This window comes from Mucilaginibacter sp., assembly GCF_036568825.1.
GTDB lineage: Bacteria > Bacteroidota > Bacteroidia > Sphingobacteriales > Sphingobacteriaceae > Mucilaginibacter.
Window position 1 is genome coordinate 1 of record NZ_DATCRU010000094.1, and the last position, 24,078, is coordinate 24,078.

General features: G+C 44.1%; 19 protein-coding genes and 1 pseudogene. 8 read left to right on the top strand and 12 right to left on the bottom strand.

Going from position 1 to position 24,078, the window contains the following annotated elements; translation table 11 throughout:
- The 6 genes and pseudogenes from VIM89_RS20610 to kduI all read right to left on the bottom strand — a co-directional run.
- A pseudogene (locus tag VIM89_RS20610) lies at nucleotides 1-415 on the bottom strand (tagaturonate reductase); the annotation flags it as partial.
- A 26-nt stretch (nucleotides 416-441) separates the two neighbouring features.
- Nucleotides 442-1,428 carry a pectinesterase family protein gene (locus tag VIM89_RS20615; RefSeq protein ID WP_488158071.1) on the bottom strand — a complete coding sequence of 329 codons (987 nt, stop codon included), beginning with the start codon at nucleotides 1,426-1,428 and terminating at the stop codon, nucleotides 442-444.
- Nucleotides 1,429-1,434: 6 nt separating this feature from the next.
- Nucleotides 1,435-3,090 carry a glycoside hydrolase family 28 protein gene (locus tag VIM89_RS20620; protein ID WP_488158072.1) on the bottom strand — a complete coding sequence of 552 codons (1,656 nt, stop codon included), beginning with the start codon at nucleotides 3,088-3,090 and terminating at the stop codon, nucleotides 1,435-1,437.
- 168 nt (nucleotides 3,091-3,258) lie between these two features.
- Nucleotides 3,259-4,659: a glucuronate isomerase gene (gene uxaC, locus VIM89_RS20625; protein ID WP_488158073.1), complete on the bottom strand. Its 1,401-nt coding sequence runs from the start codon at nucleotides 4,657-4,659 to the stop codon at nucleotides 3,259-3,261.
- 113 nt (nucleotides 4,660-4,772) lie between these two features.
- Nucleotides 4,773-5,816, bottom strand: a complete 1,044-nt coding sequence (locus VIM89_RS20630) for a LacI family DNA-binding transcriptional regulator (protein WP_488158074.1) — start codon at nucleotides 5,814-5,816, stop codon at nucleotides 4,773-4,775.
- Between the two features lie 164 nt (nucleotides 5,817-5,980).
- The gene (gene kduI, locus VIM89_RS20635; RefSeq protein WP_488158075.1) at nucleotides 5,981-6,811 is read right to left on the bottom strand and encodes a 5-dehydro-4-deoxy-D-glucuronate isomerase; all 831 of its coding nucleotides are present in this window, start codon (nucleotides 6,809-6,811) and stop codon (nucleotides 5,981-5,983) included.
- Nucleotides 6,812-7,011: 200 nt separating this feature from the next.
- Here kduI and VIM89_RS20640 point away from each other — a divergent pair, with 200 nt between their 5' ends.
- The gene (locus VIM89_RS20640) at nucleotides 7,012-7,593 is read left to right on the top strand and encodes a NanQ anomerase/TabA/YiaL family protein (protein ID WP_488158076.1); all 582 of its coding nucleotides are present in this window, start codon (nucleotides 7,012-7,014) and stop codon (nucleotides 7,591-7,593) included.
- Between the two features lie 10 nt (nucleotides 7,594-7,603).
- Here VIM89_RS20640 and VIM89_RS20645 read toward each other — a convergent pair whose 3' ends face one another.
- Genes VIM89_RS20645 through VIM89_RS20655 form a run of 3 tightly spaced genes read right to left on the bottom strand, consistent with a single transcriptional unit; the run spans nucleotide 7,604 to nucleotide 10,668 of the window.
- The gene (locus VIM89_RS20645; RefSeq protein WP_488158077.1) at nucleotides 7,604-8,962 is read right to left on the bottom strand and encodes an MFS transporter; all 1,359 of its coding nucleotides are present in this window, start codon (nucleotides 8,960-8,962) and stop codon (nucleotides 7,604-7,606) included.
- A 10-nt stretch (nucleotides 8,963-8,972) separates the two neighbouring features.
- The gene (locus VIM89_RS20650) at nucleotides 8,973-9,635 is read right to left on the bottom strand and encodes a beta/alpha barrel domain-containing protein (protein WP_488158078.1); all 663 of its coding nucleotides are present in this window, start codon (nucleotides 9,633-9,635) and stop codon (nucleotides 8,973-8,975) included.
- Nucleotides 9,616-10,668, bottom strand: coding sequence for a PfkB family carbohydrate kinase (locus VIM89_RS20655; RefSeq protein WP_488158079.1), 1,053 nt, complete (start codon nucleotides 10,666-10,668; stop codon nucleotides 9,616-9,618). The genes VIM89_RS20650 and VIM89_RS20655 overlap by 20 nt, the downstream gene beginning before the upstream one ends.
- 645 nt (nucleotides 10,669-11,313) lie before the next feature.
- Here VIM89_RS20655 and VIM89_RS20660 point away from each other — a divergent pair.
- The 5 genes from VIM89_RS20660 to VIM89_RS20680 all read left to right on the top strand — a co-directional run bounded on the left by VIM89_RS20660 (nucleotide 11,314) and on the right by VIM89_RS20680 (nucleotide 20,659).
- The gene (locus tag VIM89_RS20660; protein WP_488158080.1) at nucleotides 11,314-14,424 is read left to right on the top strand and encodes a SusC/RagA family TonB-linked outer membrane protein; all 3,111 of its coding nucleotides are present in this window, start codon (nucleotides 11,314-11,316) and stop codon (nucleotides 14,422-14,424) included.
- 11 nt (nucleotides 14,425-14,435) lie between these two features.
- Entirely contained in the window at nucleotides 14,436-15,887 is a 1,452-nt protein-coding gene (locus VIM89_RS20665; RefSeq protein ID WP_488158081.1) for a RagB/SusD family nutrient uptake outer membrane protein, read from the top strand.
- Between the two features lie 31 nt (nucleotides 15,888-15,918).
- Entirely contained in the window at nucleotides 15,919-18,252 is a 2,334-nt protein-coding gene (locus VIM89_RS20670) for an arylsulfatase (RefSeq protein ID WP_488158082.1), read from the top strand.
- A 60-nt stretch (nucleotides 18,253-18,312) separates the two neighbouring features.
- On the top strand, nucleotides 18,313-19,455 hold the full coding sequence (locus tag VIM89_RS20675; RefSeq protein WP_488158083.1) for a formylglycine-generating enzyme family protein: 1,143 nt from the start codon (nucleotides 18,313-18,315) through the stop codon (nucleotides 19,453-19,455).
- 121 nt (nucleotides 19,456-19,576) lie between these two features.
- Complete coding sequence (locus VIM89_RS20680) at nucleotides 19,577-20,659, top strand: papain-like cysteine protease family protein (RefSeq protein WP_488158084.1); 1,083 nt, start codon at nucleotides 19,577-19,579, stop codon at nucleotides 20,657-20,659.
- A gap of 156 nt (nucleotides 20,660-20,815) precedes the next feature.
- Here VIM89_RS20680 and VIM89_RS20685 read toward each other — a convergent pair whose 3' ends face one another.
- A complete protein-coding gene (locus tag VIM89_RS20685) occupies nucleotides 20,816-21,088 on the bottom strand; it encodes a hypothetical protein (protein ID WP_488158085.1) in 273 nt (90 codons plus the stop codon).
- 198 nt (nucleotides 21,089-21,286) lie between these two features.
- Here VIM89_RS20685 and VIM89_RS20690 point away from each other — a divergent pair, with 198 nt between their 5' ends.
- Both VIM89_RS20690 and VIM89_RS20695 read left to right on the top strand, forming a co-directional pair.
- A complete protein-coding gene (locus VIM89_RS20690) occupies nucleotides 21,287-21,946 on the top strand; it encodes an adenylate/guanylate cyclase domain-containing protein (protein ID WP_488158086.1) in 660 nt (219 codons plus the stop codon).
- Between the two features lie 332 nt (nucleotides 21,947-22,278).
- Nucleotides 22,279-22,761, top strand: coding sequence for a hypothetical protein (locus VIM89_RS20695; RefSeq protein ID WP_488158087.1), 483 nt, complete (start codon nucleotides 22,279-22,281; stop codon nucleotides 22,759-22,761).
- Between the two features lie 59 nt (nucleotides 22,762-22,820).
- Here VIM89_RS20695 and VIM89_RS20700 read toward each other — a convergent pair whose 3' ends face one another.
- Together VIM89_RS20700 and VIM89_RS20705 are read right to left on the bottom strand one after the other, a co-directional pair.
- Complete coding sequence (locus VIM89_RS20700) at nucleotides 22,821-23,594, bottom strand: porin family protein (protein ID WP_488158088.1); 774 nt, start codon at nucleotides 23,592-23,594, stop codon at nucleotides 22,821-22,823.
- 199 nt (nucleotides 23,595-23,793) lie between these two features.
- Nucleotides 23,794-24,027, bottom strand: a complete 234-nt coding sequence (locus VIM89_RS20705) for a hypothetical protein (RefSeq protein ID WP_488158089.1) — start codon at nucleotides 24,025-24,027, stop codon at nucleotides 23,794-23,796.
- Nucleotides 24,028-24,078 lie beyond the last annotated feature (51 nt).

A 24,078-nucleotide genomic window follows, 5' to 3' on the forward strand; every position in this document is an offset into this window, starting at 1 on the left:
ATTGAATACCTACTTCAGTGGTATTAGAAATGATTATTTGCAAATCGGGACTTGTTGCCAGCTTCAGGATAGCCGCCCAATCTTTTGCAGCAGACAACACCCAACTAATGGACGAGCAAATAACCTGCTCGCTTACTTCCTTGCCATTTTCGATACCTTTTGAGTAGATGGTATAAAGTCCGTCCTGCTTGGCAAAATCATCGGCAGAACCGGTGTCGGTGGATTTTACAACAACAACACGACCGTTGAAAATGCCCTGGCGGTTTGCCTTATCGATAAAATAATCGGGAAGCCCCCTTAATAATACACCCGTACCAAACTGCAGTACTTTTGTGGGGAGCTCAAAAATTTCCATACCGGGCTTTTGCAAACCGGGTACATTTATGTTTTTTAAATTACCTGTTGATAGTCTCATATCTGTTTTAAAAAGTAAATCATGTTTTATTGCGGATCCCAGCCATCCTTACCGGAAAGTATATTCTTAAGTGTGTATTGTTCTGCTTCTTTCCCAGTTAGCTGATGCGACCATGGCGCCCGGCCCGAAACGTTAGCACCTGGCCCGCTGCTTTGGTATTCAGCAAAAAATGCGGTTTTCTCGTTTTCGGGATTCCGCCAGTTGTCCCAGGCCGTAGGTACAATGTGTGATCCCATTTCAGTGCGGATATAAACCACTTTAGCATTAGGACGCCAGGGCCTTCCGAGATGCGCTTTTTTGACGCTTGTATCCGCAACCAGCTTGCAGTCAAGAAATACAAAACCATACTGCTGGCGCGGGGTAGTGGATGCAGCAGTGACAAAGGAATTGGAAAGACTTTTTATGGTGCAGTGATCAAATGCTGCTGTGGCCTCACCAAAAATAAAATCGGTGGTTCCTTGTATAAAGCAGTTCTTGTAGTATTGACGGCTGTTTTCAGTTGCAGCATATAAGGTGTCCTGGTTACCAAGCAAAAGGCAGTTGCTTATTTTACACCTGTCGCCCTCGACATGCAAGGCTACAGCCTGGCCAACACGCCCGGATGAGTTTTCTATCGTAAGATTCTCCGCAATAAAATCATTTCCCTGTACCAAAACCGTGTATGAGGTGTAGGTAGTAAATTTATTTTTGCCGAAAGCATCTTTTCCCTGCGGAACGGACTTGCCGGAATAGTCGTTATTGGTAATGATCGTAGTCGATTTATCTTCGCCAACTAACGAAATCTTCGTTTTCCAAGAAGGGATGACCAGCTTTTCGTGATAAATACCTTTTTTAATATTGATAGTAACCTGCGCCTGAGACAGATCGCGAACAGCATTTACCGCTTCCTGAATGGTTTTAAAATCACCGCTGCCATCCTGTGCAACAGTAAAGTGCGTTGGATATGTTGTGGACTGAGCCATCAGCGAAGCAGCTACAAAGAGGCTTACGATCAACACGACTAACTTTTTCATCCTGCACTATTTAATTATCGTGAGCGAATGGCTGTCGGCGCCTTTGCCGAATGCAGTTTGAGTTGCGGCTTTTGTAGGATCGGTATGGGTAACTTTTAATTCCGATGAGCTCTTACCTTCCACAGAAAACAATAGTTGTGCCTTGGCGTAGGTCAGATGATCGAATGAGACCTCGCTGCTATTCTTTATACTAACTAGGGGAGAAGAATCCTTACAATCCAGGTAAATATTTTTCAGTGAGATACCAGTAGCCTCTGTTATCTCAACGCCTTTATTCGTTTTTAACACCAGGTTTTCCAGGTGGATGTTTTTAATGTGCATTTCCGGCAGGCCTCTGATCTGTAATGCTTTTTCGGCACCGTTGCAAACTACATTGTCTACATAAAAATCTCTGAACTGTGGTGTCGCTTCAGTTACAGGGATGCGATTGGCATCACCGTTGGTATCATCGTCACCCGGAGATTTGCCCATATAATACATATCAAAAAGTATAGCATTGGTTCTGATATCCCTCATGCTGATGTTTTTGATATAGATCTTTTCAACGATTCCTCCGCGCCCTCGGGTTGTTTTGAACCGCAGACCGACATCGGTACCTATAAAAGTGCAATCGGACACAAATATATTCCGCGCTCCGCCCGACATTTCGCTGCCGATCACAAAGCCGCCATGTGCACGATAGACCACATCATTTCTGACAACTACATTCTCTGTTGGCATTCCTCTGCGGCGTCCTTCTTCATCGCGTCCCGATTTGATACAAATACCATCGTCACCGGCGTCAAAAGTGCTGCCTTCTATCAATACATTTTTACAGGACTCAACATCGATGCCATCACCATTCTGTGCGTTCCATGGATTTCGTACTCGGACATTTTGCAAGGTAAGATCCTGGCATATCAGCGTGTGCAGGCACCATGCAGGTGAATTCTGGAAAGTAACATCCTGTAACAAGACCTTTTTACAATTAGTAAGCACCAACAGATTCGGACGGAAGAAATCCTTCATCAACTCATAATCTTTTAGGCTTTTCCCGGGAGTTATTATACCGGCGTCAGGTGTCTTTAATCCGTTAACATAGCTTTGAGAAGGATACCACGCTTTCCCGTTTTCGCTAACTATACCTCCCGACGCCACAAGCGCTTCCCATTCAGGGTTGGTTAGTCGTTCTTTTGATATAGCTCGCCACGCCTCGCCATGACCATCTATGATGCCTTCGCCGGTAATGCCAATATTTTCGAGATTGCTACCAGAAATAGGCGACTGGTTGCGAACTGCCGCGTGCCCCTCATAATTTCCCTCGATCAGCGGATATTGGCTTTTATCATCTGTAAATTGTAACAACGCAGCCCGGCTGATATGTAAATTGACATTGCTCTTTAAAACGATGGGACCGGTAAGCCAAAGCCCTTGCGGCACCAGTACTACGCCACCGCCTTTTGCGCTGCACTCATCAATTGTTTTGTTTATACTTTTGGTATTGAGGGTGATACCATCAGCCCTGGCGCCGTAGTTAATGATATTAAAAGTGTCTTTTTTGAAATGAGGCCTTGCCACTTGCGGTAAATGTTGCCATGAGTAGGGCTGTGTTTGTGCCGAAGCACTAAGCCATCCCGCCAAAAAGCAGGTGATAATCCAAAAGCATCTTCTTGTAATGAGCATTCTTAATTCGCAGATGGTTATAAAACCTTAATTGGTAATAATGTCAAATTGACAATCAACAAAATTACTCACTGAGTACTAATAAGAAAGGAAACAACAAACTAAAAACACTCCAACGTTGGAGTGTTTTTAGTAACAGGGAATAGTATTGATGAAAACCGGCCGGTTTTAGAATTTGAAGTAGTTACGGGCGTTGTAATAACAAATGTCCTGTATGATTTTGCCGGTCCATTCAATATCGGATGGTAATTCACCATTTTCGATATCTTCGGCAAAGAGGTTACATAACAGGCGGCGGAAATATTCATGTCGCGGATACGACAAAAAGCTGCGCGAATCGGTAAGCATACCTACCAGCTTGCTTACGAGGCCCATGCTTGAAAGTGCATTCAATTGTTTGGTCATGCCGTCCTTTTGGTCAAGGAACCACCATGCCGAGCCGAATTGAATTTTGCCTGCAACAGTGCCGTCATTAAAATTGCCGGTCATTGTGGCAAACAGCTCATTATCGCCCGGATTAAGGTTATAAATAATGGTTTTAGCTAATTGATTGGTGCTGTCCAGTTTGTTTAAGAAACGAGAGAGGGCTTGTGCCTGCGAAAAATCGCCGATAGAATCATAACCTGTATCTGGCCCAATCTCTTTATATGCCCGCGAGTTATTATTTCGTAAAGCGCCCAGGTGGTATTGCTGTGTCCAGTTCTTTTCGTGATCCCATACAGCAAATTCATACAACATCGCCGATTTGAACTTCAATATCTCAATAACTTGCAATGATTGACCTGCACGGATTTTTTTGAAGATCGCAGCGATTTCTGCATCAGTATAGTCTTCGGCATACATTTGCTCCAACCCATGATCGGATACCACACAGTCGTTTGCTGCAAAGTAATCATGGCGTTTTTTCAACGCAGCGAGGTAGTCGCTGTAGTCGTTTATAGCTGTGTCCGTAACGGCTTCAAGTTTGGCAATGTAATTATTCAGCCCATTTATATCATCCGCATTCATCGCCTTATCAGGCCGGAAAGCAGGGTATACCTTCACACTCCATCCGCTTTGTTTTATTTTTTGATGATGCTCTAAATTATCAATTGGGTCATCGGTGGTGCAGATCACCTCAACGTTCATCCTTTTGATGATGTTTTGAACGCTGTATTCGGGAGTCTGCAATTTCTGGGTGCACTCATCATAGATCGCCTTAGCTGTTTTGGTTGATAATATTTCATGCACACCAAAGTAGCGCTGTAGTTCCAGGTGTGTCCAGTGGTATAATGGATTGCGAAGGGTATAAGGCACCGTAGCTGCCCAGCTTTCAAATTTTTCCCAATCGCTTTTTGAGCCGGTGATATATTGTTCGTCAACGCCATTTGTGCGCATGGCGCGCCATTTATAATGATCGCCTCTCAGCCAGATATCGGTAAGATTAGTGAAGTTTATATTAGCAGCTATCTGGGCCGGATCAAGGTGACAATGGTAGTCGATGATAGGCATGCCGGCAGCATATTCATGGTACAAACGTTCAGCTGTTTTACTTTGCAGTAAAAAATTCTCATCTAAAAAAGGCTTCATGATAGTTTCACAGAAAATGATCTGCGCGCCAAATGTAATCCGCTAACAGACACCTACCAACGATCGGGCGATTATTATTTACTCAAACGTTACAGTAAAGTATTCCTGAGAAGTTACTTGTGAATGAGTATTGGTTTTGATGAGTTCCTGATGATAACTTCTGTCGGGAGTACAACCTTTTCAAACTCGGTAACCGGTCGTTTGCTTTCTATCAGGCTGATAAGCATTTCGGTTGCCTTTTTACCCATTTCAAAAGCGGGCTGATAAACAGAGCTTAAGGACGGATTTAATACCTCAGCAAGCCCGGTATTGGTGAACCCCAGCAGCGCAATATCCTGCGGAATCTTAAAACCAAGCTTATGCAGCAATATTAATGTGGTGGTAGTTATCCTATCCGCCGCAGTAAACAAAGCATCAGGCCTGTCAGGCGAGCAAAGCAACTCGGTCAATGCTTTTTCAATTTCACTCAAATCCCGTCCGCCGTGGAGACAATATTTTACATACTGTTCATTTACAGGGATGTTATTCTCACTCATAGCCAGTCTAAACCCATTCAGGCGATCATCTGTAATTGATACGTGAGGTGAACTGGTAATATGTGCTATTTTACTGTAACCGGCTTCTATCAAACTATTGGTCGCTTCATAAGCGCCCTTAAAGTTGTCAGCAATAACTTTGTGCGTTTCAATATCGTCTGTCACACGGTCGAAGAATACAATGGGCAATCCCTTGTCATGCAATTTTTTGAGATGACCAAGATCTTTGGTTTCATTGGATAATGAGATTAGGAGGCCATCAATTGCCCTGACGGCAAGATGCTCTACATTTGAAACTTCCAGGTCGTACGACTCATGGGTTTGAGTCATGATCACGTTATAGTTTTTACTGTAAGCGACGGACTCCATTCCATTGATCACCTGTGCGAAGAAGTTATTATCAATGTTTGAAATGACAATACCCAACGATTTGCTGTTGCCGCGTTTGAGGCTTTGAGCCATAGGGTTGGGACGGTAGTTCAATCTTTTAGCACATTCGAGTACAGCTTTTTTGGTTTTCTCACTAATCTCGTAGCTATCTTTCAGTGCTTTGGAAACTGCCGAAGCGGATATACCCAACTCTCTCGCTATATCTTTAATGGTAACTGCCTCAAAATTCATTTTATCGTATTCAATTCTCTTTACACAATACCAACGGTTGTAGTTGGTAATATCATGCCGGTAAACATAAAAATTAAATGTAATAAAATTAACCCTGACAGCAAAACGGTGCTATGCTTCGCGTAAAGGAAAGCCGTAACCGATATAAGTAAATGCTGATAGTATTATCTGATATCCGGAATACTGATAGCGTCCATATCGGTATAATCGAGATTCTCGCCTGCCATACCCCATATAAAGCCATAGTTTGATGTGCCACAACCCGAATGGATACTCCAAGGCGGCGAAATCACGGCGTCATAGTTATTCATCGTAATATGCCTTGTTTCGTTACCCTCGCCCATGAAATGAAATATTTTTTGACCCTGTGGCACATCGAAATAGAAGTAAGCCTCCATACGGCGGTCATGCACATGCGGCGGCATCGTGTTCCAAACGCTCCCCTCGTGTAAAATCGTAAGTCCCATTACCAACTGGCAGCTCTTAATACCTTCTAAGTGAATATACTTATTGATCGTACGATGATTGGCCGTTGCTGCCGAGCCTAAGGTTACTTTAACAGCATCTGCGTGCGTTAACAGGGTAGTGGAATGTGTTGCATGTGCCGGGGATGATAGCAGGTAAAATACTGCCGGTTTTTTTGCGTCAATACTTACAAAGCTCACACTATTTGTTCCATTGCCTATATAAAGGCAATCGAGTTTGTTCAGGTTGAAAGATTTGCCGTCAGCAATTACAGAACCTGCCCCGCCAACGTTTATTATTCCTATTTCCCTGCGTTCTAAAAAGTAATTGGCCCTCAGGTTATCATAATTGGGTAGCTCAAGTTCCTTATTTACGGGATTGGCAAAACCGACGATCATCCTGTCGTAGTGCGTGTAAACGCAATTTAACTGATCTGGTTGTACCTGGTTGTCTATTAGAAAGCGTTCGCGGATCAAGTCGGTCTGATAAGTTTTGAAATCCTCAGAATGCACACTATGTATTACTTTCAATGGCGTATGTTTTTAATGACTATTAATGTGCAATTCTACAATGTTGAGGTATAATGATAAAGCTATGGGTTCATATTTCTACTTCAACGTTAAAGTAAATAATCGGCTTTATAACGGGTGTTTTTCTGTTGGTAGCTTGTATAATTGGTTAACGATTTAAACAATTCAGCATGAAAATATCCAGGGTAATTCTAATATGTATGGCATTTGCAGCAATTTTTACAGGCAATTTGGCCAAAGCTCAAACCAACAAAAACAGTAAAAACGCAAACAAATGGGTGAAAAGTAAGACATGGGCCGATGGTTTAAAGATCAATATATATCCTGAAGTGGACGCGGTGGAATTTAAAAAGCAATATGAAACCAACAAGGCTACCTGGGATAAAGTCTTTAAATTTCTCGGCGATAGCAGCAAATTGGCTACACTGGCTCCTGGCAAATACCCCATAGACGGCAAAAATGCTTATGCAAGCATTACCTACGCACCGTCCAAAACATTTGAGGCTTCTAAATGGGAATCGCATCGCAAATACATCGACCTGCAATACGTTATAAATGGCGAAGAGAAAATAGGCGTAGTGCCTCTTTCCAAAGCTACCGTTACGGAGCCTTACAATGAGGCGAAAGATGTAGCCCATTACTCTTCCGATGGAACGTATTACATAGCAACACCCAAAGAGTTCTTTTTATTCTTCCCGGCGGATGTGCATAGGCCGAATATTAAAGTTGACGGCTATGATCAGGTTAAGAAGCTGGTTATCAAAATTGCTTATACGCAATAGTTCGGAATCGTTACACGTCGATGGTCGTCGGTTTGCGGGTTAAAATCCTGATGATTGTCCACGCAGTGATATAAGCCAGGGCACACACAACAAACATAATAAGATAGGCTGTTTGAGGGTGCGAACTGTAAGAGGTATTGAGTATGCCGGATAACCTTTGGATGATTACGCCGCCAATACCGCCGGCCATACCGCCAATACCAGTTACCGAACCGATTGCTTTTTTCGGGAACATGTCGGATACGGTTGTGAAAAGGTTGGCCGACCAAGCCTGATGAGCTGCAGCACCGATACAAATCATAGCTATTGCCAGGGTTGATGCATAATTGCCAAATACAGCTTTATTACCAAAATATTGGGTTAAAAGTAACAGCAAGGGGAGGAGGGCGATAATGAACATGGCAGTCATCCGGGCTTTGGATACCGGCATGCCACGGTTGATCATCATGCGGGGCAGATTGCCGCCGTATGTGCTGCCCACTATCGAAATAGCATATACAACGAAAGTTGGCCACATGATCTGGTGGATATTCATACCAAATTGCTTTTTCAGGTAGTCGGGCAGCCAGAACAGGAGAAACCACCAGATGCCGTCGGTCATGAATTTGCCCCAGAAAAATGCCCAGGTTTGCGGATATCGGAATAGCTTCCACCACGATACTTTTTCACGTACCGCCACATCTTCGGATGGAGCAACGTGCGCCGCCAGGTCATCTTCATGAATAAAGTCATACTCTTTTTTGGAAACAAACTTGCATTGGGATGGACTATTATATAGCCAAAACCAAAAGATCAGCCATATAAAACCCACTGAACCGGTTATGATGTAGGCCATTTTCCAACCCTGGGCCTCACCCCAATGTATCAGGCACCAGGGCACAAACAGGGCGGCAATCATAGCCCCGATATTGGCACCGCTATTGAAAATACCAGTCGCCAGCGCCCGCTCTTTCTTGGGGAACCATTCGGCAATCGCTTTAATTGAAGCCGGAAAATTTCCGGCTTCGCCGATGCCAAACAGACTTCTCACTGCGGTATGCATTATAACAGAGCTGCCCGCAAAGGCATTGAGAATACCGAATACAGACCAGGTAATTAGCGAAATGGCAAGCCCAAGTTTAGTACCGATTCTGTCAATAACAAGACCAGCGATAACGGTTATCCCTGCATAAAAGGCAGTAAAGAAAGAAGTGATGTAAGAATATTGGTTATCCGTCCAACCAAAACCGCCTTTGGCTACAGGTGTGCAAAAGTAATCTTTTACGTAGCTGATCACCTGGCGGTCCATATAGTTAATGGTGGTCGAAAACAGCAGCAGTGTAGCAATTACCCATCTATAATTTCCAACTCTTTCCTCGTATGTTATCATCTGTTTCTGTTTATCTGGCTGCCTTGACAATATCCAGCGCCTTTTGCGTATCAATATATAATTGGTCGAACAACTGCTTTTCTAAAACCTCGTGCGTAATTAATTTGCTTCCCAGGCCAATGGCGCAAACGCCTGCCTTAAACCAGGTGCTGATGTTATCATGATTCAATTCGACACCACCTGTCGGCATAAATAATTGTCCCGGAAATACTTCTTTCACAGCATTTAAAAAACCAGGCCCTAAAACATTTGCCGGAAATAGCTTGATCAGTTTGGCACCATTTTTTTGCGCAAGGCTGATCTCGGTCGGCGTCATACAGCCGGGACACCATAACAGTTCGTGCTTTGCAGCCAACTGCGCAACTTCCGGATCGACAATAGGGGCGATGATAAAATCCGCGCCGGCATTAATAAAATCGGCAGCCTCGACTACCGTTTTTATTGTACCGATACCCAGGAACAGATCAGGCATTTCCTGTTGCCTTACTTTTACCAGTTGTTTAAAGTTTTCAAGGGCCGATGGACCCCGGTTGGTATATTCCAGCACCCTGATGCCTGCCTTATATAACGATCTGCTTGCCTGTAGGCTTATTTCCGCATCTGCATGGAAAAACAAGGGAAGCAACCCCTGGGTTGTAATGCTATTTAGTATGTCAAGCTGACGCTGATTCATTCAAACGATTTTTGATTTCTTCTACAGTTTTATTGGTGGTGTCGCCCTCAATAAATAATTTATCAAAGGCGCTCAATGTGGCAAATTCAAGTGTTTGGTCAGGAGTGTGTTGATTATAAAAACCATAGATCAAACCTGCCATAAAACAATCGCCGCTGCCCACCTTGTTAACGATAGTATCAGATGAGTACTCAGCCGAGTTGTACTGTTGCCCATCTGTATACAACGAGGTATAGTAATTAATGCCTCCGTTGACATCAAACCTGAAGGTATTAGCAACGGCTTTACATTTGGGATATTTTTCAACGATCTTTTGCGAAGTCTTTAAACTTGCCTCCAAATAGTCGTTTTTTGATACATCCGGGTATGGATTTAATGTAAAGGGTATATCCAGCATTTTTTCAGCAGCCCAAATATTGCCCATAACCAGGTCGCAATATTTAACTAATTGCGGCACTACCTCATGCGGTTGTTTACCATATTGCCATAGTTTCGCGCGATAGTTAAGGTCGATGGAAATGGTGATGTTTTTGCGTGATGCAGCAATAAGTGCCTCTTCGCAAACATCAGCTATGTTTTGGTTAACGGCAGGACAAATCGCGCTAAAATTAAACCAACTTACACCGTCGAGCACTTGATCCCAGTCGATCATCCCCGGTTTGAGCTCCGAAAATGCTGAACCGGCACGATCATAGATCAGCGAATTATTTTTAAGATCGGCGCCTTTGGTTAAAAAGTATAATCCTACGCGGCTCCCATAATAATAGGTATGGAGAGTGCTTATGCCGTTGTCATTCAGAAAGGATGTGATCTGCGCCGACATGTCATTGTCAGGCAGAGCTGTAAAGTATTGAGTTGGTATTCCCCACAAAGCCAGGGCAGTAGCTACATTCAGCTCTGCACCCCCGATATAAAAAGGTACATTATTTTCCTTTAGCCAACGCTTTTCACGGTCGAGGCTTATCCTGAACAATAACTCTCCAAAATTTAATACAGAACCAGAATAACTTTTATTGATCTTTTCTTGACTCATTTGCCTCTCGAAAGCAGGGATTTGAAGGCCGTATTAACGTGCCGTTTATAATTTAGTGAGCTCCAAAAGTATCGTTGAAGGTTTATCGATTCAAGTTTTGAGGTTATAATATTTACTTCATCGTTATAGTTGATGAATGTTGATAAAGGGATCAATCAACCTTTGTTGTCGCAAATTATAAATGAGCAACTCATTGACAACCGCAAATGAATTGGTTTGAAATTCGTACCATAAAATCTGCATATGGGAGTTCGGTTTTTTTTATTGCTTTTTCTAAATAAACTATAAAATCTACCTATTTAGTAGTTTATATAAAATATCTTTTTATATTTGACCCGGAAACGAGACCATGAAAACATTTTTACAATTCGTCAAAAGATCGGCCAGCCATTTCAGCGTGTATTCTCTATGCATGTGTTGTTGCTGAATTTGTTTCCATGTCTGCACCTTATCAATGCTTTACCCAAATTTTCTTAGTTGCAATAGTTATCAAAATGCGTATGAAATAGACTGTACCAGAAATAAATAAACCGGCAAGGAAGCCTTGCCGGTCATGTCATGAATGATCAGGTCGTAACGCCAATCACTACTGATCATCACCAAGTTTTACTAACAATTAATCATTAACATAAAACAGTTAAAGATATGGAATTATATGTCCATGAAAAGAAAATACGACTTCGGCATGCCCTATTAAAATTAACGCTCTTACTACTTCTTCCTTTTAATGCCCGGGCACAAAACCCAACCGACGCCACTGTCAATTCACGGCTTATTGGCAAGGTGCTCGATTCGGTCACAAAGCAGCCCATTGCCGGGGCTGTCATCAGGATACAGGGCACTACACATGCTGTTGCAACCGATCAAAAGGGCGAATTCAGCTTTGTTACCGGGCAGCGTTTCCCATATATCCTGGTGATAACTTTTGTGGGATACCTGCCAAAGCAATTAACAGCAACAGGCAGTCCGGTTGAGATCCTATTGAAAGAGAACCAGGCGCAATTAAACGATGTGGTTATTGTAGGCTATGGCACGCAGAAAAAAAAGGAGCTTACCGGTTCTATAGCGACTGTCCCTAAAGAAAACCTGAACCAGCCGGTTTCGTCGGTTGATAATTTGCTGGAGGGTTCGGCATCGGGCGTGCAGCTTACGCAAAGTTCCGGGCAGCCTGGCGCTTCAGCGACAGTAAGGATCAGGGGCGGCAATTCGATCACCGCAGGCAATGAGCCTTTATATGTGATCGATGGATTGCCATTTTATAATGATAACACCAGTACCCAGGGAAGTGTAAATCCTAACAGCAGTGCCCAGGGCTTAAATGCGCTGTCAACAATAAATCCGTCCGATATTGAATCGATAGAAGTACTGAAAGATGCTTCTGCCACAGCAATTTACGGTTCACGTGGCGCCAATGGGGTAGTAATTATCACCACAAAAAAAGGCAAGCGCGGCCACGACGATGTAAACTACAGCGTCTATGCGGGACAACAGCAGATCAGGAAAAAATTATCGCTTTTGGATGGGACACAGTTCGCCCAGCTGACCAACGATATTGAGGCCAGTCAGAACTTGCCACCTTATTATACTGCCGACCAGGTAAACTCTTTTGGTCAGGGGGCCGACTGGCAAAGCGCAGCCTTCCGCAAGGCACCGGTGCAAAGTCACAACCTTACAGTTTCTGGTGGGGATGAAAAATCTACTTATGCTATTTCCGGGAATTATTTTAACCAGGAAGGTATCCTGTTAAATACAGGTTTTAAGCGGATATCGGTACGTGCAAATTATACGCGCAATCTTTCTGATCAGTTTAAGATCGGTTTGAATGCTACGACCACACAATCCAACCAATATGGTAATGCCGGAACAAATATTTCTTCGATACTTTATGTGCCACCGACAGTTGCTATCAAAAATGCCGACGGTTCTTATAACCTGAACAATCCTTTTGCGGCTACGCCAGGCAACCCGATCAATGACTTGCTGGTTAACGTGAACCAAACAGATGCATTTCGTGCTTTGGGCGATTTTTATGGCGAATATGAGATCGTCCCAGGCCTGAAAGCCAAAGTGAGCATTGGGGGAGATGTGATTAATACACGTCAAAACCAGTTCAACCCCAGCAATTCCTCTTCGGGTTATGCTACGAACGGGCTGGCAAGCATAGGTGCCAATAAGGTTACAACCTGGGTGAATGAAAATACGCTAACCTATAGTAAAACATTCGATAAACATTCTTTTACCATTTTAGCAGGTTATACAACTCAAACCTCTACCGGTGTATTTAATACTTCGGGCTCCGAAAACTTTATATCTAATCTCTCAGGCTATAATAGTTTACAAGGCGGTTCGGTGCCATTGATCCCAACATCTGGACAATATAGCTGGACACTGAATTCGTGGCTGGCGAGGATCAACTATTCTTACCTCGGCCGTTACAATTTTACCGTAACCGGCAGAGCGGATGGTTCATCAAGGTTTGGCGCTGATAATAAGTGGGGTTATTTCCCATCAGCTGGTTTTTCGTGGAATGCAAAGGATGAAGACTTTCTCAAAAATGTCAATACAATATCGAGTCTTAACCTGCGCCTGAGTGCCGGGACGACAGGTAACCAGGAAATAGGCGAATATCAGTCGCTGGTAACGCTATCGCCAACTAATTATTTTTTTAATAATACTGTAGCGACGGGCTTTGCGCCAAACAACCTGGGTAATGCCAACCTGAAATGGGAGAAGACAGCACAGTATGATCTCGGGGTTGATCTGGGGTTATGGGACGGCAGGGTGAATTTTACAGCAGACGCTTATTATAAGAAGACCACTAACCTGCTTATCAACGTGCCGGTGCAGTTAACATCCGGTTTTGCCTCTGAGTTGGAGAACATTGGCAGCGTATCGAACAAAGGGCTTGAGTTTGCTGTAAATACCGATAATATCCGGTCTGATAATTTCAAATGGAAGACATCGGCAACAATATCTTTCAACCGCAACACCGTGCTTGACCTGGGCGGTCAGCAAATGTTTTATGCCCAGGTAGCCGATGCCTATAGCGACCTGATCTATAAACTTTCGCCGGTTGTGGTAAAAGTTGGTTCGCCGTTGGGAACGATATGGGGCTACAAGACGAACGGGATCATCCAATCAGGCGATAACCTTAGCCAAACACCTTTGCTGGGAAAGGAACAGGCCGGTGACAGGAAATATGTTGATATTAATCACGACGGTGTGATCGATGCAAATGATAAGACCAACCTGGGCAGTGTTCAGCCTAAATTCCTGTATAGCTTTTCCAATACATTCAATTATAAGCGGTTCGATCTGTATGTTTTCTTCCAGGGATCTTATGGCAATAAGATATATAACCTGCTGCGGGAGGAGCTTGAACTGACTAATCTTGGCCAGAATGCATCATCTTCTTTACTTGACCGGTGGACACCGGCTAATCCCAGCAATACCATACCGCGCGCAAGCTACAGCCCCGTGGCACAGGTTATTGACCGATATATGGAAGATGGTTCTTACCTGCGCCTGAAGAATATTTCACTGGGCTACAATTTCAGTCCTGCTGTGGCGCATAAAATATTGGCCAAACAGATCAGGATATATGTTTCGGCGCAAAACCTACTCACATTAACCCATTACAAGGGCTATGACCCGGAGGTAAACACCTTCGGTCAGAACAACCTGCTGCAAGGCATCGACTTTGGCGCTTATCCAAGCTCGAAAACATTCCTGGCAGGAGCAAGCATCACCTTTTAATTGAAAACAAGATGAAAAAAAAGAACTTAATTATTTTATCCGCAATATCAGCCCTGTTTTCGGTGTACTCTTGCAACAAATTGTCAGAGGACCCGAAAGCGATCATTGTACAAGGGCAATTTTATAAAACATCCAACGACGCTATTTCAGCAGTGACGGCTGTTTACAGCTCGCTTAATACTGACCCGGGAGGCGATTTTCCGATGTACGGCAGACAGCTTTATTTTATGGCTGATGCCGCTACGGATGACGAAACCGAAGGTAACGCGGCAAGCAACCCCGATGTGCGCGCGATGGGAAGTATCACTTATATCGCCAATAACAACCGTATCCTTGGTAACTGGACACAGCATTACCGTGGTATAGATTGGGCCAACGTTGCTATCGATAATATAGCTACAATGCAGATCGACACCACGTTGCGGAACAGGCTGGTGCGTGAGTCCAAATTTATCAGGGCACTTTTGTATTTCAATCTGGTGCGCTTTTTTGGCGATGTACCGCTGGTGCTGCATCAGGCTACGAGCGTAGCCGAAACAAATATACCCAGAACGCCCGCTGCACAAGTGTATGCGCAGATCATCAGCGATCTGAAGGATGCAGAAAACCTACCTGCAAACTATTCAGGAAACGACATTGGCAGGGCCACTTCCGGGGCGGCTAAGACCTTGCTTGCCAAGGTTTATCTTACCCAAAAGGATTGGACAAATGCCGGCGCCAAATTACTGGAGGTGATCAATGGTCCGTATGGTTACGGACTGTTCAGCAACTACGCTGATGTGTTCAACAAATCAACCAAAAATGGTAAAGAGCATATCTTCTCAGTTCAGTTCCTTTCCAACTCGGGTGCTAATAACAGCCGCGACCGTATCATGACCGACGTTTTCTCGGGCTTTAGCACCAAGATACCGCCGGACCTGCCCGCCGACAGCAGTTTGTATAAGTCATTCGCTAAAACGGATACCCGTAAAGGTGTGACCTATTTTACAACGCTGACTAATCCTTCTACGGGTTTACCATACAAATTCAAGTATATCGGATTGCGCAAATTCGTCGACACCACGCAGCTGCTTACTCCGGTTGAGTCGGGCATCAATTTTCCGGTCCTGCGCTATGCTGATGTGCTGCTGATGTACGCTGAGGTTCTCAACGAACAATCAGGCCCGACAGCTGATGCTTACAGCGCAATCAACCAGGTGCGTGAGCGTGCCAAATTACCCGATCTGACAGCAAACTTATCACAATCAGACTTCAGGGATTCAGTTTATCGTGAACGCAGGTGGGAATTTGTGCAGGAAGGACAGCGTTGGTTCGACCTGGTGCGGACCGGTCGCCTGGTTCAGGCGCTGAAAACAGTGACTGCTAAAGCTCCTGCAGCCAGTGATAAAGATAATCTGTTCCCGATTCCGCAAGCAGAGATCAACGTGAATCCGAAAATTACGCAAAATACAGGATGGAATTAAAATGAAAGCACTACAAACAAACCATACGCTAATGAAAACAAAAACCAAGCACTTTAACAGCCGCTTACCGGCTATGATGTTGCTGCTTTTGTGCATTTTTCAATATGCAAAAGCCCAGGACGACACGGTATTCAGGGGTAAGATCGGTAAAACTTACAGCGAATCGCAGGAATGGTGGCCCGAGAAAAAACATGCGCCAAAAGGAGCGCCAAATGTCATTATTTTCCTGATCGATGATGCTGGCTACGGTACATCGAGCGCTTTTGGCGGCTTGATGGAGACACCTATATTGGATAGTCTGGCCAATAACGGCGTCCGGTTTACTAATTTTCACACTACGGCGATCTGCGGCCCTACACGTGCTGCATTGCTGACCGGTCGCAATCATCATTCGGTACACATGGGTTATTTCAATTACAGTGCATTAGGTTTTCCGGGGTATGATGCCCGCATGCCTCCGGATAAAGCGACTATCGCCCAGATACTCCACGAAAATTATTATAACACCTTTGCGGTCGGCAAGTATCACCTTACCCCGCTTAACGAGATCACTCCATCCGGTCCATTTGACCGCTGGCCTACGGGGCAGGGCTTTGATCACTTTTTTGGCTGGCACTTTGGTCATACCGACCAATACCACCCGAATGTGTATGAAGATACCCGGATAGCCGACATTGAGCCCAATAAGAAGATCGTGAGTACGCTGCTTGCTGATAAGGCGATCAAATATATTGCAGACCAGCGTTCCACTGCTCCGGACAGGCCTTTTTTCCTGTACTTCGCGAGCGGCGCCATCCATGCACCGCACCAGGCCGATAAACAATTCCGTGATTATTATAAAGGAAAGTTTGATAAAGGTTGGGACTGGTACCGAGAAGAGGTATTTAAAAGGCAGAAGGAAATGGGGGTGATCCCGAAAGACGCCATACTGCCCGACCGCGATCCGACGGTGTCTGCATGGGACAGCCTTACACCCGAACAGAAAAAACTCTACGCTAAACATATGGAGGTATTCGCAGCGATGCTTACACAGGTCGATTATGAGTTTGGCCGCGTCGTTCATTACCTGAAGGAAATCGGGCAACTGGATAATACATTGATCCTTGGCATGATAGGCGACAACGGATCGAGCCATAGCCCGCCAAACGGCACCTTCAATGGCCGCATCAATAGCCTTCCTACTAAAGAGCAGGTTGATGAAGCGCTCAAGCACCTGGATGAATTCGGTACTGAATCATCTGACATGGATGCTCCTATGGGTTGGACACAGGCCACCAACACACCTTTCCGCTTATGGAAAGCCGATGCCAATTCGGAAGGCGGTACGCATAATCCGCTCATCGTATTTTACCCTAACGGCGTTAAGGAAAGAGGTGTCCGCAACCAGTATTCCCATATTATTGATATCGCACCAACTATTGTTGAACTTACGGGATCCAAATTTCCTGAAACGATCAATGGCATAAAACAAAAACCTTTTGATGGTTCCAGCCTGGTTTATGCTATAAAGGATTCGGCTGCAGCACCGCGCCACACCATTCAATATAACGAGCTGCGAGGTAAACGATCGATCTATAAAGACGGCTGGAAAGCTGAAGTGTTTCACCAAACCGGAACGGATTTCGCTAATGATGTGTGGGAGCTATATAACCTGAATACCGACTTTAATGAACGGATCGACCTGGCAAAAAAAGAGCCTGAAAAGTTAAAGGAATTGGTTGATCTGTTCGATCATGAAGCCAAAAAGTATAATGTTTACCCATTGATCGATGGTATCCAGGATGGTGGCACCGGAGGGCGCAAAAGAAGCGCTTATAAATATGCGGACAAGATAGTTCTGTATCCCGGTGTCGATCAGCTTTCAAGTTTCAGCGGTCCGCAGCTTAGCCAGCAGTCGTTTTCGATCACGGCGCGGGTTAACGCTTATTCAAACGGAACGCAAGGGGTATTGTATGCAGACGGCGGCGAGTTTGATGGCCTGAGCTTGTTTATACAGGACGGTAAATTTATATCGGCGCATAATACGGGTACCAAAGTGCAATACCTGGAGTCGGAACCTCTACCTCAGGGAAACCTAAACCTGCGTTTCGAGCTGAATTATGTAGCACCTCCAAAACCTGCAGCATCTGCAGATGGCAAAAGAGTCAAGCCCGACAGGAACGCACCGGCAGGTACCGAGGCTATCTATGTGAATGAAAAGAAAGTAGCCGAACGGCCAATAACTGCTGATGAGATCAAATACATTGGTTTTTATATTGATGCAATAGATGTGGGTCAGGACCTGAATTCAGCGGTATCCGACCGGTATAAAATCCCTTTCAAATTCACTGGAAACCTGAAAGATATAACAATACAATACAAATAGCTTGCAGGGTTTGGGGCGAAATGCGCATAGCAAAGTAGCCCCTGTTTTTAATTAATTGAAATGAAACGATCGCTTGTTTATTTATTCTGCCTGGCAATTGTACTGTCAGCGTGCAAGCATAAAACGAATGTTAATGCGATATGCTATGTGCCGCTGCCGGCTGCATTGGCCAAAAAGCCTATGTGCTGCGAATCTAATATTCCGAAACGGTTTGCTTCCTTCAGATCGTCAGCCGCTGCAACCGATAAGCCATCCAAACCGGCGGATAAAGGCCATAAAGGTATGATCTGGATTAATGCCGGCACATTTGCAATGGGCGGTGATAATTCGCAAGCATCGCCCGATGAGCTTCCAAAGCATAAAGTGACCGTCAACGGGTTTTGGATAGATGCAACCGAAGTAACCAATGCGGAATTCGCCAGATTCGTACAGGCGACCGGCTATATCACCACTGCCGAACGTAAACCAGACTGGAATGAGCTAAAAAAACAGTTGCCGCCAGGTACAGAAAAACCGGCTGACAGTGATCTTGTGCCTGCCTCACTCGTATTTAGCGCACCCAAGGGAACGGTTGACCTTAACGATTATACCCAATGGTGGGAATGGAAGAAGGGTGCAAACTGGAAGCACCCGCACGGACTCGGAAGCAGCATCAAAGGAAAAGAGAACTACCCGGTAGTGCACGTATCCTGGTTTGATGCCGTAGCTTATTGCAAGTGGGCCGGTAAACGCCTGCCTACGGAAGCAGAGTGGGAGTGGGCGGCACGCGGAGGACTTCAAAACAATATATATCCCTGGGGTAATGAGCCTGTTGACCAGGGAAAGGTAAAGGCAAATACCTGGCAGGGCCATTTTCCTAATCAGAACACTTTACGCGACAAGTTTTACGGGGCAGCGCCTGTAGGTTCATTCGCGCCTAATGGTTATGGTTTATATGATATGGCCGGTAATGTATGGGAATGGTGTGCCGATTATTATAATAGCAGCTATTACTCAACCATTGCCAACGGAGCAACTAATCCCAAAGGGCCTTCAACCAGCTATGACCCGGAGGATCCCTACGCTAAAAAACGGGTAATCAGGGGCGGATCATTTTTGTGCAACGACAGCTATTGTTCCGGTTATCGTGTAGCACGGCGAATGAAAAGTACCGAGGATAGCGGTATGGAGCACGTGGGCTTCAGATGTGTGGAGGATAAGTAAAGCGTTTGTATGAATACGTGTATTTACGGTTTAATTTTAGGTGTTTTCACGGTACCTTTCATTGGGTTTTTGTATTAATTTAAAATTGAATTTGAAAACAGTTCTGCAAAAACCGAATCTTATGCCAAATCTTAAATTAAACTTCAACATGCAACACCAGGTCAATTCGAATTGGTGTTGGGCAGCAACATCAACAAGCATATCGCTTTATTACGATCCGGCGTCCGGGTGGACGCAATGTAAGGTAGCATGTTTCGCCCTGCCGCGGCCTGACTGTTGCGCCGCACCGACCCCCTCGGCTTGTAATGTTTCATTCTACCTGAACCAGGCACTGACCGTTACTGGTAACTTCGTCAATATGGTAAATAACCCGCTACCTATAGCCCAGATAGAAACGGAAATAAATGCTTACCGGGTTATTGGTGTTCGGATCGGCTGGTTTGGCGGTGGCGGTCATTTCATTGCGATCTATGGTTTTGACGACTCCACCGGTTCAGACTACGTTTACGCTGATGACCCGATATATGGGAAAAGTTACCAGCTATTGTCTAACTTTACTAATAATTACCAATCTGCAGGGCAATGGACGCATTCTTATTTTACTAAACGATCGGGAGGAGGGCTTATGCTTCAATATGCTGCAATTGCATTTGACTTTGAGGAGAAGGCGCGTGTGATCAAAGAGAGGGCGTTTCCGCATCCCATTCCCGGGCCGCCGCCAGAACATTTTGCTATGCTCCCGCACCAAACTTTGCCTCACGATACTTACTTAATAGATTTTCGGGATCTTGTTGGAGAGAAAATGGTTTTACATAAGACCGGCGTTCGTGTGTTTGATAGCAGTGAGCCTTCACCAATGATATTTGAATTTGACAGCCCGGAAAAAAACGCAAAAATGCTCCAGGTACTCCATGGGGACGAGTTTGTAAAGAATTATCAAAATGAATTGTCAGTTATTGCAAATAATAAAAATTTTACATCCCGGAATTTTACCCTAAGGGTAGTCAGGCAGCCGAATCTCAAGGTAGAGGCTTTCTGGCTGGCCGACGATAAAAACCCTAAAGAGGATATCTTTATTCCTGTGACATCAACAGATTTTTTGCGTACAGGTGAACAACTGACCAGGCAGCGTTTTTCAGAGTTGCTTTTTGCTGCCGCTCGTGACAAGGACAAGGAGCCGAAAGACGAAGCTATTGGCAGTTAGATAAATAAATAAAAACGTAGCCGACGAAAATTTTTAAGAGCCATCCCAGGTAGCCTTGTTCATAGGCTACTTTTTTCTTTATGATTCCTGCGCTGGCAAAGCAGTGAGAATAAATTTTTTAGAGATAAAGATGCTCGTGGCAACGAGAAAGGCCGTTTAATTCAACCTGTTAGGTTTAACATCAAGAAATTTTTTGTCCGGAATGATCATTGTAGGACCGGGAGAATATTTGTTGAGCAGCCTTCGCAACCGGCACAGCTCATCGGCCATCATCTGCTGAACGGATAAGATATCAATAACACGTTCCTGGTTATCCCCACCTTCTTTAAGCAGTTTCTTATAAACACGCGTTGCCTGGTCGTACTGTTGCTGGTAATACGCAATACGATCTTTTACACATTCATCAAATTCTGTCCATGTAATTGGCATATAGGCTTTTACGTAAGGTTAGCTGTACAGGTTTTATTGGAGGTTGAATAAATTATCTTAAAATTTTTTACCGCCGATAATCCAACCTTCACCGACTAGCTAACCTAGTTGACCACTTTTACCTTGTGCCCGCGTAACCATCATTTTACTTTTATTCAAAATGTTTTAAATGGTCATCCGTCTACACTATTATATATCATGGAAAATACTTACTTAATACCGAATACAATAGCAGTTGCCTCCGATAAGGAGCAAGAACTGGCGATCTTATTCCTGGATATCCGGGATTTCACCGGTTTGATGGAATCGCAGCCGGAGCAAATGGTGATCCAGGTGGTTCGCCGTTTATTTATTGCTTTCAATGAGATCGTGAAGAAGTTCGAGGGTAAGGTGGTGGAAATCGCAGGGGATAGTTTGTATGCAGTGTTTGGTTTGCAAACAGGGTTAAGGGAGTCGGTAAATAATGCTTACCAGGCTGCTAAAGGCATGTTCCAGACCGTCAGCCTGTTCAATGAAGCCTATGCAGAACCTTATTATGGTGTACCACTGAAGATTGGTGTCGGCTTACATGCAGGGAAAGTTTTTGTCGGTGAATTTGGGCTGGATCGGGCGCCGCAATTGTCGGTAATGGGGTTGCCTGTTAATATTGCTTCCCGGCTTCAATCGATAACAAAGAAGTTGAATAATGACCTGATCATGTCAGAAGATGCATACCAGCTTCTGGCTGATGATACGGCTATTGTTCACCATCAAACCGTTGAACTGCAAGGGATCAGGCATGAGCAACAAGTTCGTTTAGTTGGTAAGCCTTACAGCATGTATGACGATGTTGATTATTTTCTGGCTATCGCAGGATAAAAGTAATATCGCCAAATGCTAAATTACTAGCGTTCACAAGTGTTCATGAGCGTTCACAGGCTGTGAACGTGAACGCCAATTCAATTTTGAGCCTGTAGCAGCTTCTCAAGTCTGCTAAAAGTCCCGCTCCAGCCTTCTGCATAATTGTGTGCCGATTAGGTGCCAACATCAGCATGTTTGAAAAGCATACGCGTCCCTGCGCCTTCCGGTAAAAACTCTAATAAATAAATTTTAGTAAGTCGGTTAGAAACAAATTCCGAAAAGAACTTTTTATGTATGGGACAATTATTTGTCCGTTGTCTTGTTAAAGTTTTATAACCAAATTTGTGCGTATGACTGAACTGAATGAATATGAGTGCGAAATGCTGGATGCGGTGCTGGAAGCCTTCGGTATTCCGGACAGCCTGACCAGGCCGCAGCTAATGCAGCTGTTTGATCAGGATGAAGCAACAGCTTTCGCAATGGTACAAATATTATTAAGAGAAGGCCTTATAGCCGAATCAGGTAAACATGGTGACTATGAACTGCCTGATAAACTGGTTTTGAAACCCAAGGGCGAAAAATTTCTGAAGCAGGGCGGCTTTACAAAGCAATTCAAAACAGAAAAAGAGAAACCCGTTGAAATAGGGGGAACGCTGGCTAAACTACAACAACAGAATATGCGGTTGCAGAATCTTAAACTATCTGCTGAATCGGAGCGGAGGGATCTTCAAAAAAAGATCGAGAGAATGCAAATGCTGCAGTACATATGGTGGGGCCTTATCGCGCTTGCATTTATAATAGGTTATTTAATAGGGCATATGCATAAAAAATAAAATAGTTAGGCCGGATTTTGTCTCCGACCTAACATTCCTTAGTATATTGATAGATATTCTTATTTACCCCCAAACCAATAGCTATAGCCTACAGACGCAGTAGCCGCGCCGGTATTGTTTTTGCCGTTTGCTGTGCCTTTCTGAATATTTAAGAAGCCGTAATTAAAGCCGCCTTCGACAAATATACTGCAGTGCCCTAGTTTATAGATCAATCCTATATTGCCTTCGGCGCCAAAATTGGTTCCATGTAATTGGTCCTTTATATCGGTATTGGCATCAAATGATTGGGGTTGCTGGGTTAGCTGCTGGTTTTTCCCCGGATCAGCATAAAGCTGGCTTTGCCCGCTTGTAACCTGGTGAGCCGACAGTAAGAAGCTTACGAATGGCCCTCCGTCAACATAAATACGTAACGGCGAATTTTTTAAATCCCATCCAAATTTGGCTAAAACAGGTATCATCAGATAATTGATTTTGGCTTCGCTGTTATAATCAGCATATAAATAGGTAGGAGCCTGGCCCGGAGGAAACATTTGTTGAAACTCTGCAGGTGTGGCCAATGCCTGGAAACCGTCCTTTTTGCCACCTTGTGATGAATATTCAAGCATAGGCTGTATAGAGAATAGTTTGGAAAATTTAAATTCTCCGAATAAACCAAAATCAGGCCCCAGGCGTGAACTGTAACCGGTATTAAGCGGATTCTCAGCACTGCTGCCGCCGCCGCTCAGGTTAGGAATACTGATACCACCCCGGACACCCAATGCAAAATCTTGAGCTTTAGCCGAAAAACATAGAAACAACAAAACAGAAAGTGGGTAAATAAATAGCTTTTTCATAATGATGTAGTTTAAATGGTTGAACGATAGATGGTCTTATTCAGACCCTTATACAAAGCTAAATCATTATGATACACCTATTAACCTATTTGTAACGTCATTAACATATATTTTACATTGAAATTAACATATACGCAAAAAAGAAAGGGATATAACCAATCGGCTATATCCCTTTTATGCAAATAGAATGCTTTCTTAATTATCTTCCGGCTTTCTTTTTCTCTTCGCCAACACCGATGAAATAGAAGCAAATGCCCACAAAAGTGGTCAGGATACCTATAAATAAAGGCCATTGCGGTGATCTTACACCAGACGGATTTACGCTCATGGTGTCAGAGTCTGCTGCATTCAGTAATGGGTGGAAAAAATAGAGGCAATAGATGATTACCGCTACGCCTATAATAATAAGTAATATGCTGATCTTTTTCATCATTTAAAGTTTGCTACAAATGTAAAATAAATTTTAATTCTGTAAACCTATTAA

Bases quoted from the DNA above. Each gene is read 5' to 3' on its own strand.
- uxaC (WP_488158073.1), bottom strand. From the start codon at position 4,659: ATGAAGCCTTTTTTAGATGAGAATTTTTTACTGCAAAGTAAAACAGCT.
- VIM89_RS20705 (WP_488158089.1), bottom strand. From the start codon at position 24,027: ATGATGAAAAAGATCAGCATATTACTTATTATTATAGGCGTAGCGGTA.
- VIM89_RS20675 (WP_488158083.1), top strand. From the start codon at position 18,313: ATGAAACGATCGCTTGTTTATTTATTCTGCCTGGCAATTGTACTGTCA.
- VIM89_RS20645 (WP_488158077.1), bottom strand. From the start codon at position 8,962: ATGATAACATACGAGGAAAGAGTTGGAAATTATAGATGGGTAATTGCT.
- VIM89_RS20680 (WP_488158084.1), top strand. From the start codon at position 19,577: ATGCCAAATCTTAAATTAAACTTCAACATGCAACACCAGGTCAATTCG.
- VIM89_RS20615 (WP_488158071.1), bottom strand. From the start codon at position 1,428: ATGAAAAAGTTAGTCGTGTTGATCGTAAGCCTCTTTGTAGCTGCTTCG.
- VIM89_RS20670 (WP_488158082.1), top strand. From the start codon at position 15,919: ATGAAAACAAAAACCAAGCACTTTAACAGCCGCTTACCGGCTATGATG.
- VIM89_RS20690 (WP_488158086.1), top strand. From the start codon at position 21,287: ATGGAAAATACTTACTTAATACCGAATACAATAGCAGTTGCCTCCGAT.
- VIM89_RS20665 (WP_488158081.1), top strand. From the start codon at position 14,436: ATGAAAAAAAAGAACTTAATTATTTTATCCGCAATATCAGCCCTGTTT.
- VIM89_RS20620 (WP_488158072.1), bottom strand. From the start codon at position 3,090: ATGCTCATTACAAGAAGATGCTTTTGGATTATCACCTGCTTTTTGGCG.
- VIM89_RS20700 (WP_488158088.1), bottom strand. From the start codon at position 23,594: ATGAAAAAGCTATTTATTTACCCACTTTCTGTTTTGTTGTTTCTATGT.
- VIM89_RS20630 (WP_488158074.1), bottom strand. From the start codon at position 5,816: ATGAATTTTGAGGCAGTTACCATTAAAGATATAGCGAGAGAGTTGGGT.
- VIM89_RS20640 (WP_488158076.1), top strand. From the start codon at position 7,012: ATGGCATTTGCAGCAATTTTTACAGGCAATTTGGCCAAAGCTCAAACC.
- VIM89_RS20660 (WP_488158080.1), top strand. From the start codon at position 11,314: ATGGAATTATATGTCCATGAAAAGAAAATACGACTTCGGCATGCCCTA.
- VIM89_RS20685 (WP_488158085.1), bottom strand. From the start codon at position 21,088: ATGCCAATTACATGGACAGAATTTGATGAATGTGTAAAAGATCGTATT.
- VIM89_RS20650 (WP_488158078.1), bottom strand. From the start codon at position 9,635: ATGAATCAGCGTCAGCTTGACATACTAAATAGCATTACAACCCAGGGG.
- VIM89_RS20655 (WP_488158079.1), bottom strand. From the start codon at position 10,668: ATGAGTCAAGAAAAGATCAATAAAAGTTATTCTGGTTCTGTATTAAAT.
- VIM89_RS20695 (WP_488158087.1), top strand. From the start codon at position 22,279: ATGACTGAACTGAATGAATATGAGTGCGAAATGCTGGATGCGGTGCTG.